At 70.5% G+C, this 14,916-nt stretch carries 12 protein-coding genes and 2 pseudogenes; 13 read left to right on the forward strand and 1 reads right to left on the reverse strand.

What is annotated here, in order from left to right:
- Window positions 1–74 precede the first annotated feature (74 nt).
- Window positions 75–1,112: an Rv2578c family radical SAM protein gene (locus IEY95_RS39350; protein WP_189191036.1), complete on the reverse strand. Its 1,038-nt coding sequence runs from the start codon at window positions 1,110–1,112 to the stop codon at window positions 75–77.
- Between the two features lie 196 nt (window positions 1,113–1,308).
- Between IEY95_RS39350 and IEY95_RS39355 the strand changes: the two genes are divergently transcribed.
- From IEY95_RS39355 to IEY95_RS39410, 13 genes and pseudogenes are all read left to right on the forward strand, one after another.
- A complete protein-coding gene (locus tag IEY95_RS39355; RefSeq protein ID WP_189191037.1) occupies window positions 1,309–1,752 on the forward strand; it encodes an SRPBCC family protein in 444 nt (147 codons plus the stop codon).
- A 168-nt stretch (window positions 1,753–1,920) separates the two neighbouring features.
- Window positions 1,921–4,311, forward strand: a complete 2,391-nt coding sequence (locus IEY95_RS39360) for an MFS transporter (protein ID WP_189191038.1) — start codon at window positions 1,921–1,923, stop codon at window positions 4,309–4,311.
- Window positions 4,312–4,462: 151 nt separating this feature from the next.
- Window positions 4,463–6,946: a SpoIIE family protein phosphatase gene (locus IEY95_RS39365; protein ID WP_189191039.1), complete on the forward strand. Its 2,484-nt coding sequence runs from the start codon at window positions 4,463–4,465 to the stop codon at window positions 6,944–6,946.
- A gap of 350 nt (window positions 6,947–7,296) precedes the next feature.
- The gene (locus IEY95_RS39370; protein ID WP_189191040.1) at window positions 7,297–8,022 is read left to right on the forward strand and encodes a class I SAM-dependent methyltransferase; all 726 of its coding nucleotides are present in this window, start codon (window positions 7,297–7,299) and stop codon (window positions 8,020–8,022) included.
- 75 nt (window positions 8,023–8,097) lie between these two features.
- On the forward strand, window positions 8,098–8,931 hold the full coding sequence (locus tag IEY95_RS39375; RefSeq protein WP_189191041.1) for a M55 family metallopeptidase: 834 nt from the start codon (window positions 8,098–8,100) through the stop codon (window positions 8,929–8,931).
- Entirely contained in the window at window positions 8,924–10,228 is a 1,305-nt protein-coding gene (locus IEY95_RS39380) for a M20/M25/M40 family metallo-hydrolase (protein WP_189191042.1), read from the forward strand. Before IEY95_RS39375 ends, IEY95_RS39380 begins: the two co-directional genes overlap by 8 nt.
- A 9-nt stretch (window positions 10,229–10,237) precedes the next feature.
- Window positions 10,238–12,211 carry a prolyl oligopeptidase family serine peptidase gene (locus tag IEY95_RS39385; protein WP_189191043.1) on the forward strand — a complete coding sequence of 658 codons (1,974 nt, stop codon included), beginning with the start codon at window positions 10,238–10,240 and terminating at the stop codon, window positions 12,209–12,211.
- Window positions 12,208–12,342, forward strand: coding sequence for a hypothetical protein (locus IEY95_RS50270; RefSeq protein ID WP_268240542.1), 135 nt, complete (start codon window positions 12,208–12,210; stop codon window positions 12,340–12,342). The genes IEY95_RS39385 and IEY95_RS50270 overlap by 4 nt, the downstream gene beginning before the upstream one ends.
- Window positions 12,339–13,289: a S66 peptidase family protein gene (locus tag IEY95_RS39390; protein WP_189191044.1), complete on the forward strand. Its 951-nt coding sequence runs from the start codon at window positions 12,339–12,341 to the stop codon at window positions 13,287–13,289. Before IEY95_RS50270 ends, IEY95_RS39390 begins: the two co-directional genes overlap by 4 nt.
- A 62-nt stretch (window positions 13,290–13,351) precedes the next feature.
- Window positions 13,352–13,555: pseudogene (locus IEY95_RS39395) on the forward strand (CocE/NonD family hydrolase C-terminal non-catalytic domain-containing protein); the annotation flags it as partial.
- Window positions 13,556–13,641: 86 nt separating this feature from the next.
- A complete protein-coding gene (locus IEY95_RS39400; protein ID WP_189191045.1) occupies window positions 13,642–13,890 on the forward strand; it encodes a LapA family protein in 249 nt (82 codons plus the stop codon).
- Window positions 13,891–13,916: 26 nt separating this feature from the next.
- Window positions 13,917–14,465 (forward strand): GNAT family N-acetyltransferase, encoded by a 549-nt coding sequence (locus IEY95_RS39405; RefSeq protein WP_189191046.1) that lies wholly within the window; start codon window positions 13,917–13,919, stop codon window positions 14,463–14,465.
- 26 nt (window positions 14,466–14,491) lie between these two features.
- Window positions 14,492–14,895: pseudogene (locus IEY95_RS39410) on the forward strand (arginase family protein); the annotation flags it as partial.
- Window positions 14,896–14,916 lie beyond the last annotated feature (21 nt).

Below are 14,916 nucleotides of genomic sequence, written 5' to 3' on the forward strand. Positions count from 1 at the left end.
TCGTTCTGACAAGACTTGACCCGATTGAGCCGCGGGATGCGCTCGGATGCCGTCAGGAATGTTTCGAAGGTGCGTCAGAGCAGCGTGAGCTGAGTCGGCTCCGCGGTCGCGGGCGGCTCGGCGGGGGTGGCGATCCTGCGGGGCATCCCCGCGCGCGTGGGGCCGATGCCGTACTCCTCGGCCAGCTCGTGGACCTGACGGGTGATCCGGCGCTGGTACCACTTCGGGGCGTACGCGCCCTCCGCGTACAGCCGCTCGTAACGCCGTACGAGGTACGGGTGATAGTGCTCCAGCCAGGCCATGAACCACTCGCGGGCGCCATGCCGCAGATGCAGCACGAGCGGGGTCACCGAGGTGGCGCCGGAGGCCGCGATCGCCCGTACCGTGGCGCGCAACTGGGCCGGATGGTCGCCCAGGAAGGGGATCACCGGGGCCATCAGGACACCGCAGCCGATGCCGTGGTCCGTCAGGGTGCGGACGACGTCCAGGCGGCGCTCCGGGGCCGGCGTGCCCGGCTCGACGGTGCGCCACAGGTCGGGGTCGGTGAAGCCCACGGAGACGGAGATGCCGACGTCGGTGACCTCGGACGCCTGCTTCAGGAGGTCGAGGTCGCGCAGGATCAGTGTGCCCTTCGTCAGGATCGAGAAGGGGTTCGCGTGGTCGCGCAGCGCGGAGATGATGCCGGGCATCAGGCGGTAGCGGCCCTCCGCGCGCTGGTAACAGTCGACATTGGTGCCCATCGCGATGTGCTCTCCGTGCCAGCGGCGGGAGGCGAGCTGGCGGCGCAGCAGGTCGGGCGCGTTGACCTTCACCACGATCTGGGAGTCGAAGTCGAGTCCCGTGTCGAGGTCCAGATAGCTGTGCGTCTTGCGCGCGAAGCAGTACACGCACGCGTGCGTGCACCCCCGATAAGGGTTGACCGTCCACTCGAAGGGCATGCGGGAAGCCCCCGGCACCCGGTTCACGATCGAGCGCGCACGGATCTCGTGGAAGGTGATCCCGCGGAACTCCGGAGTGTCGAAGGTCCGGGTGGTCACCGCGTCCGCGCCGAACAGCGCGGCGTCCCGGGCGGGGTCCCCGGCGGGGTCCACTGTGAGGTTCTCCCAGCGCATGACGCCTCCTCGATAGCACTGGACACAGAATAGAACACATGTTCCCTTGATCGTGCGACCTCCTTTTCCACGACACCTCCGAAGCGCCTCCCGGTGGCCGGTCCGCGCCCTGCGCGGACCCCGATTTGGGCGGCCGGGCCGCCTGGTGGTTGGCTGGCCGCACACCCCCGAGGAACCAATTGCTGGAGGAAGTGCCATGGCGCAGGTCGAGGCCACGACGGAGCGGGTCATCGCGGCGGACGCGGAGGCGGTGTTCGACGCCCTGGCCGACTACAGCGGCACGCGCGCGAAGCTGCTGCCGGAGCACTTCAGCGAGTACGAGGTGCGCGAGGGCGGCGACGGCGAGGGCACCCTCGTTCACTGGAAGCTCCAGGCCACCAGCAAGCGTGTCCGCGACTGTCTGCTCGAGGTGAGCGAGCCCACCGACGGCGAGCTCGTCGAGAAGGACCGCAACTCCTCCATGGTCACCACCTGGCGGGTCACCCCGGCCGGCGAGGGCAAGTCGCGTGTCGTGATCACCACCGTCTGGAACGGTGCGGGCGGCATCGGCGGCTTCTTCGAGAGGACCTTCGCACCCAAGGGCCTCGCCCGGATCTACGACGCGGTGCTCGCCAAGCTCGCCACCGAGGTGGAGAAGTAGTCCCACGCGGTCTGTTCGCCAAGGGTCGGCCATACAGGGCCCGTTGGCGCCTCACCGTTTCGAGTGGATCTCCCAGTCGCGCGACGGTACGCCGTAACTCGTCGTGCTTGCTCGCAGTTGTCGCGATAAGCGGGAATTGTGCAGTGGGCGCGACGAGGGGAGCGGTACGTGGGCGGGATCACTCTGGTGAAGGACCAACCGGCTCCCACGCCCCCGCAGGACTCCGCTGACGCGACCGCCGAGCCCGTCCAACTCCGCCCACGTCAGGTGCGGTTGGTCTTCTTCGGGCTCATGCTCGCCCTGCTGCTCGCCGCCCTGGATCAGATGATCGTGGCCACCGCGCTCCCGAAGATCGTCGGGGAGCTGCACGGCCTGGACAGGATGTCCTGGGCGATCACCGCCTACCTGCTCACCTCTACCGTCGGACTCCCGGTCTACGGCAAGTTCGGTGATCTCTTCGGCCGCAAGGGTGTCTTCCAGTTCGCGATCGCCGTCTTCGTCGTCGGCTCGGCGCTCGCCGGATGGTCGCGCACCATGGACGAGTTGATCGCCTTCCGCGCGATCCAGGGCATCGGTGCGGGCGGCCTCATGATCGGCGTGCAGGCGATCATCGCGGACATCGTGCCCGCGCGCCAACGCGGGCGCTTCATGGGCCTGATCGGCGCCGCGTTCGGCCTCGCCTCGGTGGCCGGCCCTCTTCTGGGCGGCTACTTCACGGACCACCTCTCCTGGAGGTGGTGTTTCTACATCAACGTGCCCTTCGGTCTGGTCACGCTTGCCGTCGTCACCGTCGTACTGAAGCTGCCGAAGCCCACCGCCAGGGGCCGCCTCGACCTGCTCGGGGTGTTGCTCCTCGCCGCCGCGTCAACGTGCCTGGTGCTGCTCACCAGTTGGGGCGGCACCGAGTACGCGTGGGGTTCACGGGTCATCCTGGGGCTCGGGGCGGGTGCGCTCGCCGCGACCGCCCTCTTCTTCGTCGCCGAGCGCTTCGCGGCCGAACCCCTCATCCCGCTACGGCTGTTCAGGGACGGCGTCTTCAACACCACCGCTCTGGTGGGCCTGGTCATCGGCGTCGCCCTCTTCGGGGCCGCCAGCTACTTGCCAACCTTCCTGCAGATGGTCGACGGGGCCAGCGCCACCGAGTCCGGACTGCTGATGCTCCCCATGATGGGCGGCATCGTCGGCGCCTCCGTGGTCTCCGGGCAGCTCATCAGCCGCACCGGCCGCTACAAGGTCTATCCGGTCCTCGGCAGCGCCCTGTCGGCCGTCGGCATGTGGCTGCTGTCGCGCCTCGAAGTGGACACTCCCCGGCTGCACTACAGCATCTGGATGGCGGTGCTGGGCGCGGGCATCGGCATGGTGATGCCGGTCCTGATCCTCGCCGTGCAGAACTCCGTACGACCGGCCGACCTCGGCACCGCGACCAGCGCCAACAACTACTTCCGGCAGATCGGCGGCAGCGTCGGAGCCGCGATCTTCGGCACCCTGTTCGCCCATCGGCTCACCGACGCGCTCGCCGATCGTCTCCCCACGCGCGCGGGGGCCGGTCTTCCGGACTCCGAGTCGCTCACCCCACAGCTTGTCCACGCGATGCCCGCCGCTCTGCGCGACGACTACATCGGGGCCTACGCGGACGCCATGCCGCGGATCTTCCTCTACCTCGTGCCCGTGCTCGTCCTCGGACTGCTCATCGCCTTCTTCCTCAAGGAGAAACCTCTGGTGTCCCACAACACCCCCACCGCCGACCCGGAGTTCGCCCAGGTGAACGCCCAGATTCCGCAGGCCCGTTCGGCGTACGCGGCCGGAGTCCCCGTCTGCGGCACGGTGCAGCACCCCGACGGCACCGTCGTGCCGCGCGCCGCGCTGACCCTCATCGACATCGCGGGACAGCAGATCGGGCGGGGCGCCAGCGGCGAGGACGGGCGGTATGCGCTGTCCACGCCCGGCTCGGGCTCGTACGTCCTGATCGCCGCGGCCGGCGGCCACCAGCCGCAGGCCGTCTCGGTGACGGTCGGCGAACGCCCCGTGGAGCTGGATGTCGTCCTGGGCGGTGCGGGACGCCTGGCCGGAAGCGTGCTGACGGCGGACGGCACCCCGGTGCGCGACGCCACCGTCACGCTCACCAATGTGCACGGTGAGGTGGTGGCCACCACGCGCAGCGGGCGCGAAGGAGGCTATGTCATCACGGAGTTGGTGGCCGGCGAGTACACCCTCGCGGGCAGCGCGCCCGCGTTCCGCCCGGCCGCGCTCCCCGTCACGGTCCAGGCCGCGCGCGAGACCCGCCAGGACGTCGAACTGGCCGGCGGCGCCGTACTGCGCGGCACTGTACGGGCGGGCGGCGGACGCCCTGTCGAGGACGCGCGCGTGACGCTCCTGGACGCCGCGGGAAACGTGGTGGACACGCTGACCACCGGCGCAGACGGAACGTTCCGGTTCGTCGACCTGTCCTCCGGTGAGTACACCGTCATCGCGGCGGGCTATCCGCCCGTGGCCACTGTGCTCCAGGTCGCCGGGGGCGGCAGGACGGAACGGGACTTGCAATTGGGGCACGAAGACTAGACAGGTGGGGCGCTGTACGGCCCGCCGTGCGCCGGAGCCGCCCCTGGAGAAGTCAATTCCCGTATTGCCACACATCGCGACGGGCCGCCGCCGTACGGTAGTGGAGGCGGCACAGATCTTGCGGAGCCGTGGGGAGAAAGGGCCTGGGGCCATGCAGAGTGGCACAGAGAGTGACGCAGGTCGTGGCACCGAAATGGGCGCAACTCCCGGCCGCGAAGCCGGCCACGGCGCGGCGGAGTCCGCCGTCGGCCGCATCCCCCTGGCCGTGGTCGTCGTGGACCGCGACGGCCTGGTGTCGCACTGGAGCACCGGCGCCAGGCGCCTGTTCGGTGCCCCCAAGGAGGACGCGGTGGGCCGCCCCGTCGTCGACCTGCTCCCCGTCTCCGGCGCGCTCCCCGAGGACGAGGACACAGCGCCCTACGGGGCCTACGCCGCGTACGACGGACTCGGCCCCGACCTGGAGTCCTCCCTCGGCGGGCGGCTCTCCTACCCGGCCGCCGGGCGCGCCCGGCTCACCGCGGTCGGCAGCGAGCGGGTCGACGTCCTGTGGTGGGCGTACCCGCTCGTGGGCCCGGGACGGGAGCGGCTGCTCGTGGTCGCCGCCGACGCGGGCGCGATGCGCCACGAGGTCTCCGATGCCGGCGAGGCGGCCGTCGAGCGCATCGCACCCGGTTTCGCGCTGTACACCGACTTTCCCGGCGCCGAGGAGCTGGCCCGCAGACTCCCCGAGATCCTGCCCAGCATGAGCGTGGGCGAGAGCGCCCGCATCGTCGCGCAGGTCCTCGAACTCGGCTACCCCGTCCTGGAGTTCAGCCAGAACGACCGGGTGCCCGTCACCCCCGACTGGGGCGTGCCCCGGCGAGCCGAGCGCAAGGCGCGTCGCGAGCGGGTGGCCAGGGCCGCCGCCTCCGGCGAGCCCGTGCCCCAGGACGTCCAGGACGAGGGCGAGGACCTCGAATACGTCGCCGTCCGGGAGCGCCTGGAGTTCCTCAACGAGGTCAGCGGCCGCATCGGTACCTCCCTCGACCTGTCGAAGACCATCGTCGAGGTCAGCCGGGCCGTCGTGCCGCGCTTCACCGATGTCGCGGGCACGTACCTGCGTGAACAGGTCGTCGCCGGTGAGGGCTTCCCCGAAGGGGTGCCCGACACGACCACCATGTGGCACCGGGTCGCTCTGGAGCACACGGACGAGCCGGGCCGCTGGGACGACGTCGTACCGGTCGGCGAGGCCATGCCCTTTCCGGCGCACACACCGTTCTTCCAGTGCATGACCACCGGTGAACCCGTCCTCGTTCCGCGCATCAGCGAGCAGATGGGGCACATGATCGCCGCGCAGTTCGAGAAGCGCGACATCAGGCCGCTCATCACCAACCGCTCCATGCTGGTCGTGCCCCTGAAGGCCCGCAATGTGGTGCTCGGATTCATGATCCTGCTGCGCCACCCCGAGCGGGTCGAGTTCAACGACATGGACCGGGCCACCGGTGCCGAACTCGCCGCCCGCGCGGGCCTCGTACTCGACAACGCACGCATGTACACGTACCAGGAGAGCGTCGCCGAGACCCTCCAGGACAGCATGCTGCCGCACATCGCGCCCCGCATGTCCGGATGTGACATCGCGACCCGCTATCTGCCCGGCATGCTCCTCGGGCGGGTCGGCGGCGACTGGTTCGACTCGGTGAAGCTGCCCGGCTCCCGCACCGCCCTGATTGTCGGCGACGTCATGGGTCACGGACTCAACTCGGCCGCGATGATGGGCCAGTTGCGCACCGCCGTGCAGACCATGGCCGCACTCGACCTGCCTCCCGCCCAACTCCTGCGCAACCTCGACGACCTCGCCCAGCGGCTCGGCGACACCTACCTCGCGACCTGCCTGTACGCCATCTACGACCCCATCGCAGGCGAGCTGCACATCGCCAACGCGGGCCACATCCCGCCCGTCCTGGTCCGCGCCGCTGATGGGTACAGCGAACTGCTCGACCTGCCGACGGGCGCGCCCATCGGAGTCGGCGGAGTCCCCTTCGAGGCGGTGCGCGTGCGCGTGGCGCCCGGCGACCGGCTTGTGATGTGCACCGACGGACTGGTCGAGGTGCGCGGCGAGGACATCGGGGTCGGCCTCGCCACACTCTGCGAGTCCGCCGCCCACCCGGCAGCGTCCATGGACGACGCCTGCGACACCATCATCCGCGCGCTGAACACCCGTGGTGGCCGCAAGGACGACGTCGCCCTCCTGATGGCCCGGCTCAACGGCATCGAGCCCGAGGACGTCGCCGAGTGGCAGCTCGCGCTCGACCCCCTGGAAGTGGACAGGGCACGCGCCGTGATCCGCGAACAGCTGCATGTGTGGGGCCTGGCCGCCCTCGCCGACAGCGCCGAGCTGATGGTGAGCGAGCTCGTCACCAATGCCGTACGGCACACGCACAGCCGCCAGATCGAGCTGCGGCTCGTCCGGGGCGACACCTTGCTGTGCGAGGTCGCCGACGACGATCACACGCTGCCGACACTGCTCAGCGCCGGGCCCGACGACGAGTTCGGGCGCGGCCTGCGTGTCGTCAGCTCGCTGGCCCGCGAATGGGGGACCAGCCGGACCGGCGCGGGCAAGACCGTGTGGTTCGAACTGACGCTGCCGCGGCGCTGACCCCCTAGGTCCTGTCGTCACATTCCCGTCGTCCGCCCGGAGGGCGGGCCCTGCGGCGTCAGGTGCGTGCTCTCGGCGTGCCGGGCACAGGCCCTCGTACTGGATGTACTTGGGTCTGTGCCCGGTGCGGCGAGAGTGCGTGCATGGCGTCGCGGGGCAGACGGGAATTTGACGACAGGGCCTAGTGCGACGCCCGGGACGGAGGGGGCGCGGGCGGCGTGCGAAGGCGTACGGGTATCGAATGCGCCGTGAAGGAATGCGCCACCGCTTGTCGCTTCGCGCCGGGCGCGATAGACCGTTCTGGCCTGCCACGTTCCGGCGGGCCGCGGTCGCAACCTGGGGAGCGGGCAATGAGTGTGACAAGTCGGTACCGGGAAGCCTGGGAGGGCTTCTGGCGCGAGGCCCCCGAGGAACAGGGGGCGGTGATCTGGGACGCCGAGCCCGTGGTGACCGTCGGCGTCCATCTCCCACTCTTCGCACCGCACTTGACGGACCGTGACCTGCCCTTCGTCGACCTCGGCTGCGGCAACGGCACCCAGACCCGCTTCCTGGCCGACCGCTTCCCCCACGTCGTCGGCGCCGACCTGTCGGCCGCGGCACTCGACCACGCCCGCCTTGCCGACCCGGCGGGCCAGGCCGGGTACCGGCTGCTCGACGCGGCCGAGAAGACCGAGGCGGAGACGCTGCACGCCGAGCTCGGCGACGCCAACGTCTATATGCGGGGTGTGCTCCACCAGGCCGAGCCGGACGACCGGCAGCCCTTGGTGGACGGCCTGGCGACGCTGGTGGGGGAGCGCGGCCGGGTCTTCCTCGTGGAGCTCGCCGAGGCCGCCGGACTCATGCTGAGAGGCCTGGCGCAGAGCGCCGACGGACCGCCGCCCAAGCTCGCTCCCGTCTTCCGGCACGGCATCGCACCCGGCGAGGTCGCGGACGCCGCGGTCCCCGAGTACCTCCGCGCCGCGGGCCTCACGGTCGTCGCGAGCGGTGAACTCCCCCTCGTCACGACCGAGTACACGGCTGACGGTGCGCGTATCGAACTTCCGTCGAAGTGGCTGGTGGCGGGGCGTACCGGGTGATGCCAGTGGTCTGGGCCGGTGAGAGTTGTCCACAGGCTCTGCCGGGCCCGGGCCGAAGCGCGTACGGTTTCGTGCATGAAGATCCTCATCAGTGCCGACATGGAAGGCGCCACCGGTGTGACCTGGCCGGCCGACGTGCTGCCGGGGACCGAGCAGTGGGAGCGGTGCCGCTCGATGTTCACCTCGGACGTCAACGCCGCCGTGCTCGGCTTCTTCGACGGCGGCGCCGATGAGGTGCTGATCAACGAGGCCCACTGGACCATGCGGAACCTGCTCCTCGAGCGGCTGGACGAGAGAGCGGAGATGCTCACGGGGCGGCACAAGTCGCTGTCCATGGTGGAGGGAGTGCAGCACGACGACGTGGACGGCATCGCGTTCGTCGGCTACCACGCGGGCGCGGGTATGGAGGGCGTCCTCGCGCACACCTATCTGGCGAACTCCATCACCGGCGTGTGGGTGAACGACACACGGGCCAGCGAGGGGCTGCTCAACGCGCACGTCGTCGCCGAGTACGGGGTGCCGATCGTGCTCGTCACCGGCGACGACGTGGCCTGTGAGGACGCTTTGGGATATGCGCCCGAGGCGCTGAAGGTCGCCGTCAAGGACCATGTGTCGCGCTACGCGGCGGTGTGCCGTACGCCGTCCAGGACCGCCGCCGACATCAGGGCCGCCGCCAAGGAGGCCGCATCACTGGCGGTGCGTCAGGAGCCGGTCGTCGGCGGCCCGTTCACCGTCGCGTTGGAGTTCGACGCCGAGCACTTGTCGATGGCCGCCACCGTGGTACCCGGTGTCGAGCGCATCGGGGAACGGAAGGTTGCGTACACCAGCGACACCATGTACGAGGGGATTCGCACCTTCAAGGCGGTCACCACGATCGTCTCGGCCGCGGTGGAGGAGCAATATGGCTGACGCACTGGCTCTCGACGAAGTCGTACGGTTCACGTCCGACCTCATCCGTATCGACACGACCAACCGAGGCGGCGGGGACTGCCAGGAGCGCCCGGCCGCCGAGTACGCGGCCGCGCGGCTTTCCGAAGCGGGCCTGGAGCCCACACTCCTGGAGCGCACGAAGGGGCGCACGAACGTCGTCGCCCGTATCGAGGGCACCGACCCGTCCGCCGACGCCCTGCTCGTCCACGGCCATCTGGATGTCGTGCCCGCGCACGCGGAGGACTGGAGTGTGCACCCGTTCTCCGGGGAGATCCGCGACGGTGTCGTCTGGGGGCGCGGCGCGGTCGACATGAAGAACATGGACGCGATGATCCTGGCCGTCGTCCGCGCGTGGGCGCGCGATGGGGTGCGGCCTCGCCGCGACGTCGTCATCGCGTTCACCGCCGACGAGGAGGCGAGCGCCGAGGACGGCTCGGGGTTCCTCGCCGATCAGCACCCCGGACTCTTCGAGGGCTGCACCGAGGGCATCAGCGAGTCGGGGGCCTTCACCTTCCACGACGGCAGCGGCAGGCAGTTGTATCCGATCGCGGCCGGCGAGCGCGGCACCGGCTGGCTCAAGCTCACCGCACGCGGGCGGGCGGGGCACGGTTCCAAGGTGAACCGGAGCAACGCGGTGACGCGGCTCGCCGCCGCGATCACCCGGATCGGGGCGTACGAGTGGCCGCTGCGGCTCACCCCGACCGTGCGCGCGGCACTGACCGAACTCGCGGCTCTCTACGGCATCGAGGGTGACCTCGACGACGTGGACGGCCTTCTGGAGAAGCTCGGTCCCGCCGCCGCGCTCGTCGAGGCGACGGTGCGCAACAGCTCCAATCCGACCATGCTGAGCGCCGGTTACAAGATCAACGTCATCCCGGGGGAGGCCGTCGCATACGTGGACGGCAGATATCTGTTCGGCGGCGAGGACGAGTTCCGCACCACCCTGGACCGGCTCACCGGACCGGACGTGGAGTGGGAGTTCCACCATCGTGAGGTGGCCCTCCAGGCGCCGGTGGATTCCGTGATGTACGCGAAGATGCGCGCGGCCGTCGAGGAGTTCGCGCCCGAGGGGCATGTGGTGCCGTACTGCATGTCGGGCGGCACGGACGCCAAGCAGTTCTCGCACCTCGGCATCACCGGATACGGCTTCGCGCCGCTGAAGCTCCCGGAGGGCTTCGACTACCAGGCGCTCTTCCACGGCGTCGACGAGCGCGTGCCGGTCGAGGCGCTCCACTTCGGCGTCCGCGTTCTCGACCGCTTTCTGCGCACGGCCTAGGGGGACGGGATGCAGAGCATGTCATACGGTTCGTGGCCCTCGCCGATCGACGCTGCGCTCGCCGCCGCGCACGACGGGCACGCCGAGTTCGTGGGCTTCGTGGGCGACGAGGCGTGGTGGACCGAACCACGGCCCACGGAAGGCGGGCGGCGCACGCTCGTACGGCGCAAGGCCGACGGCACGGAGGAGTCGGTGCTGCCGGCCCCCTGGAACGTACGCAGCCGCGTCATCGAGTACGGCGGTCACCCCTGGGCCGGAGTCATGCGCCCCGAGGGACCCCTGGTCGTCTTCGTCAACTTCGCCGATCAGCGGCTTTATCTGTACGAGGCCGACGGCGAGCCACGGCCGCTGACACCCGTATCGCCGGTGGGCGACGGACTGCGCTGGGTGGACCCGCAGTTGCGGGTGGTGCGCGGTGAAGTGTGGTGCGTTCTGGAGGAGTTCACCGGGGACGGGCCGACCGATGTGCGGCGGGTCCTCGCCGCGGTGCCCTTGGACGGGTCCGCCGCACAGGACCGGGACGCCGTGCGGGAGCTGACCGACGGGCGGCAACGGTTCGTCACCGGCCCCCGGCTCTCGCCCGACGGCCGGCAGGCGGCCTGGCTCACCTGGGACCACCCGCGGATGCCATGGGACGGGACGGAGGTGGTCCTCGCGGACCTCGCCGACGACGGCACGATGCGCGGCGCTCGGTCCGTGGCCGGCGGCACGGAGGAGTCCGTCGTCCAGGTCGACTGGGCCCCCGATGGAACCCTGCTGTATGTCAGTGACCGCACCGGCTGGTGGAATCTGTACCGGCTCGACCGGGACGGCGAGGAGACGGCCGTCTGCCCGCGCGAGGAGGAGTTCGGCGGCTCGCTGTGGCGGATCGGGTACCGCTGGTTCGCACCGCTGGAGAGCGGGCTGATCGCCGTCGTGCACGGGCGGGGCGCCACCGCGCTCGGTGTCCTGGACCCGGAGACCGGGGAGGTCGTCGACGCGGCGGGACCCTGGACCGAGTTCGCCCCGACGCTCGCCGCGCACGGCAGCAGAATCGTGGGCGTCGGCGCCAGCCCCCGCAGCGCCTACGAGGTCGTCGAGCTGGACGCCCGCACCGGTCGGGCCCGGGTGATCGGCGCCGCGCACGACGACCCGGTGGACCCCGCGTACTACCCGGAGCCGCAGATCCGCACCTTCACCGGACCTGCGGGACGAGAGATCCACGCGCACATCTATCCACCGCACCACCCCGACCATGTGGCCCCCGGCGACGAGCTGCCGCCGTACGTCGTCTGGGCACACGGCGGTCCCACCGGGAGGTCGCCGCTCGTCCTCGACCTGGAGATCGCGTACTTCACCTCGCGCGGGATCGGCGTGGCCGAGGTCAACTACGGGGGATCGACGGGACACGGGCGGGAGTACCGCAACCGGCTGCGCGAGCAGTGGGGCGTCGTCGACGTCGAGGACTGCGCGGCCGTCGCGCTCGCGCTGGCCGAGGAGGGCACCGCCGACCGGCGGCGGCTCGCCATCCGAGGGGGCAGCGCCGGCGGCTGGACGACCGCAGCGTCCCTGACGAGCACCGATGTCTACGCCTGCGGCACGATCCTCTATCCGATCCTCGACCTCGTCGGATGGGGTTCGGGGGAGACCCACGACTTCGAGTCGCAGTATCTGGAGTCGCTGGTCGGGCCGATCGCCGAAGTGCCCGGCCGGTACGTGGAGCGCTCGCCCTCCGAGCACGCCGACAGGATCACCGCGCCCTTCCTGCTGCTCCAGGGCCTCGACGACGCCATCTGCCCGCCCGTGCAGTGCGAGCGGTTCCTGGCCAAACTGGAGGAACAGGGGCGACGCGTGCCGCACGCCTACATCGCCTTCGAGGCGGAGGGGCACGGCTTCCGGCGGGCCGAGACGCTGGTGCGGGCGCTGGAGTCCGAACTCTCGCTGTACGCACAGGTCTTCGGCCTCAACCCGTCCGGCATCCCTACCTTGGAGCTGGCCAAGTGAAACCGTTCGGCCAGCATATGGGGCAGCATTCCAACCGGGAATTCGACCGGGAATTCGACCGGCAATTCGACCGAGAATTCAACCGGGACTTCGATCGGGAATTCGATCAGGATCTGGAGTACACCGAGTGACCTCATCGACCCCGCTGACCCGGCCCGCGCGGCTCGCCGCAGGGGCCCGCGTCGCCGTCGTCGCGCCCAGCGGACCCGTGCCCGACGAGCGGCTTCAAGCCGGTCTCGACATCCTGCGCGGCTGGGATCTCGACCCGGTCGTGGCACCCCATGTCCTGGCCCGGCACGCGGAGTTCGACTATTTGGCGGGCACGGACGCGGACCGGGCCGCGGACTTCCAGGCCGCCTGGTGCGACCCGGACGTCGCCGCGGTGCTGTGCGCCCGCGGCGGGTACGGCGTGCAGCGCATGGTCGACCTCCTCGACTGGGACGCCATACGGGCCGCGGGGCCCAAGGTGTTCGTCGGATACAGCGACATCACGGCGCTGCATGAGGCCTTCGCGACCCGGGTGGGCCTCGCCACCCTGCACGGACCGATGGTGGCGGCCGTCGACTTCCTCAAGAACGCGCGGGCGCAGCAGCATCTGCGGGCGACGCTCTTCGAGCCGGAGTCGGTGCGAACCATCGCGTCGAGCGAGGGCACCGCGCTGGTGCCGGGACGAGCCCGGGGCGTGACCCTCGGCGGCTGTGTGTGCCTGCTCGCCGCCGACCTGGGCGCACCGCACGCCCGTGCCTCCGCCCGGGGAGGGCTGCTCCTGATCGAGGACATCGGCGAGGAGGCGTACCGGCTGGACCGGATGCTGACCCAGCTCCTGCGGGCCGGATGGCTCGACGGCGTCGCTGGGATCGCACTCGGTTCATGGGTGGACTGCGGTCCGTACGAGGGATTGCGTGCGGTCTTCGCCGACCGGCTCGGCGGGCTCGGCGTGCCGATCGTCGAACGCTTCGGGTTCGGGCACTGCGACGGCGCGCTCACCATCCCGTTCGGGCTCCGGGCCGAACTCGACGCGGACGCCGGGACGTTGACGCTGGACGAGCCCGCGCTCAGCCAGCAAACCCTTCACTGAATCTTCGTCAATAAAGTCTCCGCACGGTGATTGACCTCGTCTGACACGTGTCACAGCACCCGCCGGTGCGGGTGCCGGACGTGACGAAGCGGTTCACCGTCACGCTGCCGGGGATCGTGCACCGGTACGAGGCTGGGCACCGCCTCCGGTTCGTCGTCGCCGCCAGTGACGACGCGTACTTCGGGAACAAGGGGGTCAAACCGGTGACGGTCACCAGCGCGCCCGACGACACCGGGGTGCTGCGGCTGCCGGTCGTCGGGGACTGAACGCCTCGCCGCCGGGGATCGGCCCGGGATCACCCGGAGGAACCTGTCACCGCGCGGACCGGCATCTCGCGACTCATCCTGAGCGCATGAGCCCGAAGACCTCCGAGAGTGCCGGCGCGAGCGGCGGGACGAGCAGTGGCGGGCTGCTGGCACCCGGCAGGGTCAGTGTCGCCACACTGGCCCTGCTCGCCCTGATCTTCGTCTTCGAGAACACCCGCGGTACCAAGATCCGGCTGTTCATTCCGGAAGTGACCATGCCGCTGTGGATGGCACTTCTCGGTACCGGGGTGATCGGCGGCCTGTGCGGGGCGTACGCCGTGAAGCGCAGGGGCTGAGCCGCGCGCTCGCGTAGGGTGACGGGATGCCTGACAACGTCCGCTATCTCGCTGAAGGCCCTCGCGTGGGCATACGCCACTTCACGTACGAGGACGGTGCGGAGTTCACCGCCCGGGCGCGGGAGAGCAAGGATCTGCACCAGCCGTGGCTCTTTCCGCCCGGCAGCGCCGACGCCTATGCCGCATACGCGCGGCGGCTCATCGAGGATCCGACGAAGGCCGGGTTCCTCGTGTGCGAACGGGACGGAGGAGGCATCGCCGGGTTCATCAACATCAACAACATCGTCAGGGGCGGCTTCCTGTGCGGGGCGCTCGGGTACGGCGCCTTCGCGCACGCGGCGGGGCGCGGGCTGATGGCCGAGGGCCTCGGGCTCGTCGTGCGGTACGCCTTCGGAAAGATGGGGCTGCACCGGCTCGAAATCAATGCGCAGCCGCAGAACGCCGCCTCCATCGCGCTCGCCAGGCGCTGCGGCTTCCGGCTGGAGGGCTTCTCGCCGGACTTCATCTTCATCGACGGGGCCTGGCGGGACCACGAGCGGTGGGCGATCACGACGGAGATGATCTCTTCCCGCTGAGCTCTTCTCGGGTGAGGATGACCTCCATGCGGAACATCGTCGTGCTCGACGCACCGTCCAACCTGGGCCTACGCCCTCCCGCGCCCGGAACCGTCCCCGGCTGCCACAAGCTCGCCGGTGCCCTGCGTGAGCAGCGGATCGTACAGAGTCTCGGCGCTCCCCCACTGTCTTAAGGGCGTGGGAGGTGCCCCCAGAGGGCGGGGTCGTCGTACCGCCGCGCTACGACCGCGGCGACTGGCAGGAGGGCGACGGGGTCTTCAACGCGGCCGCCATCGCCGCGTACACCCGCAGACTCGCCGACCGCATCGAGCACCACGTGCTCGCCGCCGTCGACGGCTCGGCCGACTTCCGGCACCCCGGGAACTCGGACCGGATCGGCGCGGCCGGGGGCGAGGAACTCGCCCTCGCGACCGGCCGCGGCCAGGACGATGGGGAGCTGCTCGCGGACCTC

It is taken from the genome of Streptomyces albiflavescens, from assembly GCF_014645835.1.
GTDB lineage: Bacteria > Actinomycetota > Actinomycetes > Streptomycetales > Streptomycetaceae > Streptomyces > Streptomyces albiflavescens.

What these genes read in the sequence shown, in the direction of transcription:
- IEY95_RS39350 (WP_189191036.1), bottom strand. Translation starts at nt 1,112, where the DNA reads ATGCGCTGGGAGAACCTCACAGTGGACCCCGCCGGGGACCCCGCCCGG.
- IEY95_RS39355 (WP_189191037.1), top strand. Translation starts at nt 1,309, where the DNA reads ATGGCGCAGGTCGAGGCCACGACGGAGCGGGTCATCGCGGCGGACGCG.
- IEY95_RS39365 (WP_189191039.1), top strand. Translation starts at nt 4,463, where the DNA reads ATGCAGAGTGGCACAGAGAGTGACGCAGGTCGTGGCACCGAAATGGGC.
- IEY95_RS39370 (WP_189191040.1), top strand. Translation starts at nt 7,297, where the DNA reads ATGAGTGTGACAAGTCGGTACCGGGAAGCCTGGGAGGGCTTCTGGCGC.
- IEY95_RS39375 (WP_189191041.1), top strand. Translation starts at nt 8,098, where the DNA reads ATGAAGATCCTCATCAGTGCCGACATGGAAGGCGCCACCGGTGTGACC.
- IEY95_RS39380 (WP_189191042.1), top strand. Translation starts at nt 8,924, where the DNA reads ATGGCTGACGCACTGGCTCTCGACGAAGTCGTACGGTTCACGTCCGAC.
- IEY95_RS39385 (WP_189191043.1), top strand. Translation starts at nt 10,238, where the DNA reads ATGCAGAGCATGTCATACGGTTCGTGGCCCTCGCCGATCGACGCTGCG.
- IEY95_RS39400 (WP_189191045.1), top strand. Translation starts at nt 13,642, where the DNA reads ATGAGCCCGAAGACCTCCGAGAGTGCCGGCGCGAGCGGCGGGACGAGC.
- IEY95_RS39405 (WP_189191046.1), top strand. Translation starts at nt 13,917, where the DNA reads ATGCCTGACAACGTCCGCTATCTCGCTGAAGGCCCTCGCGTGGGCATA.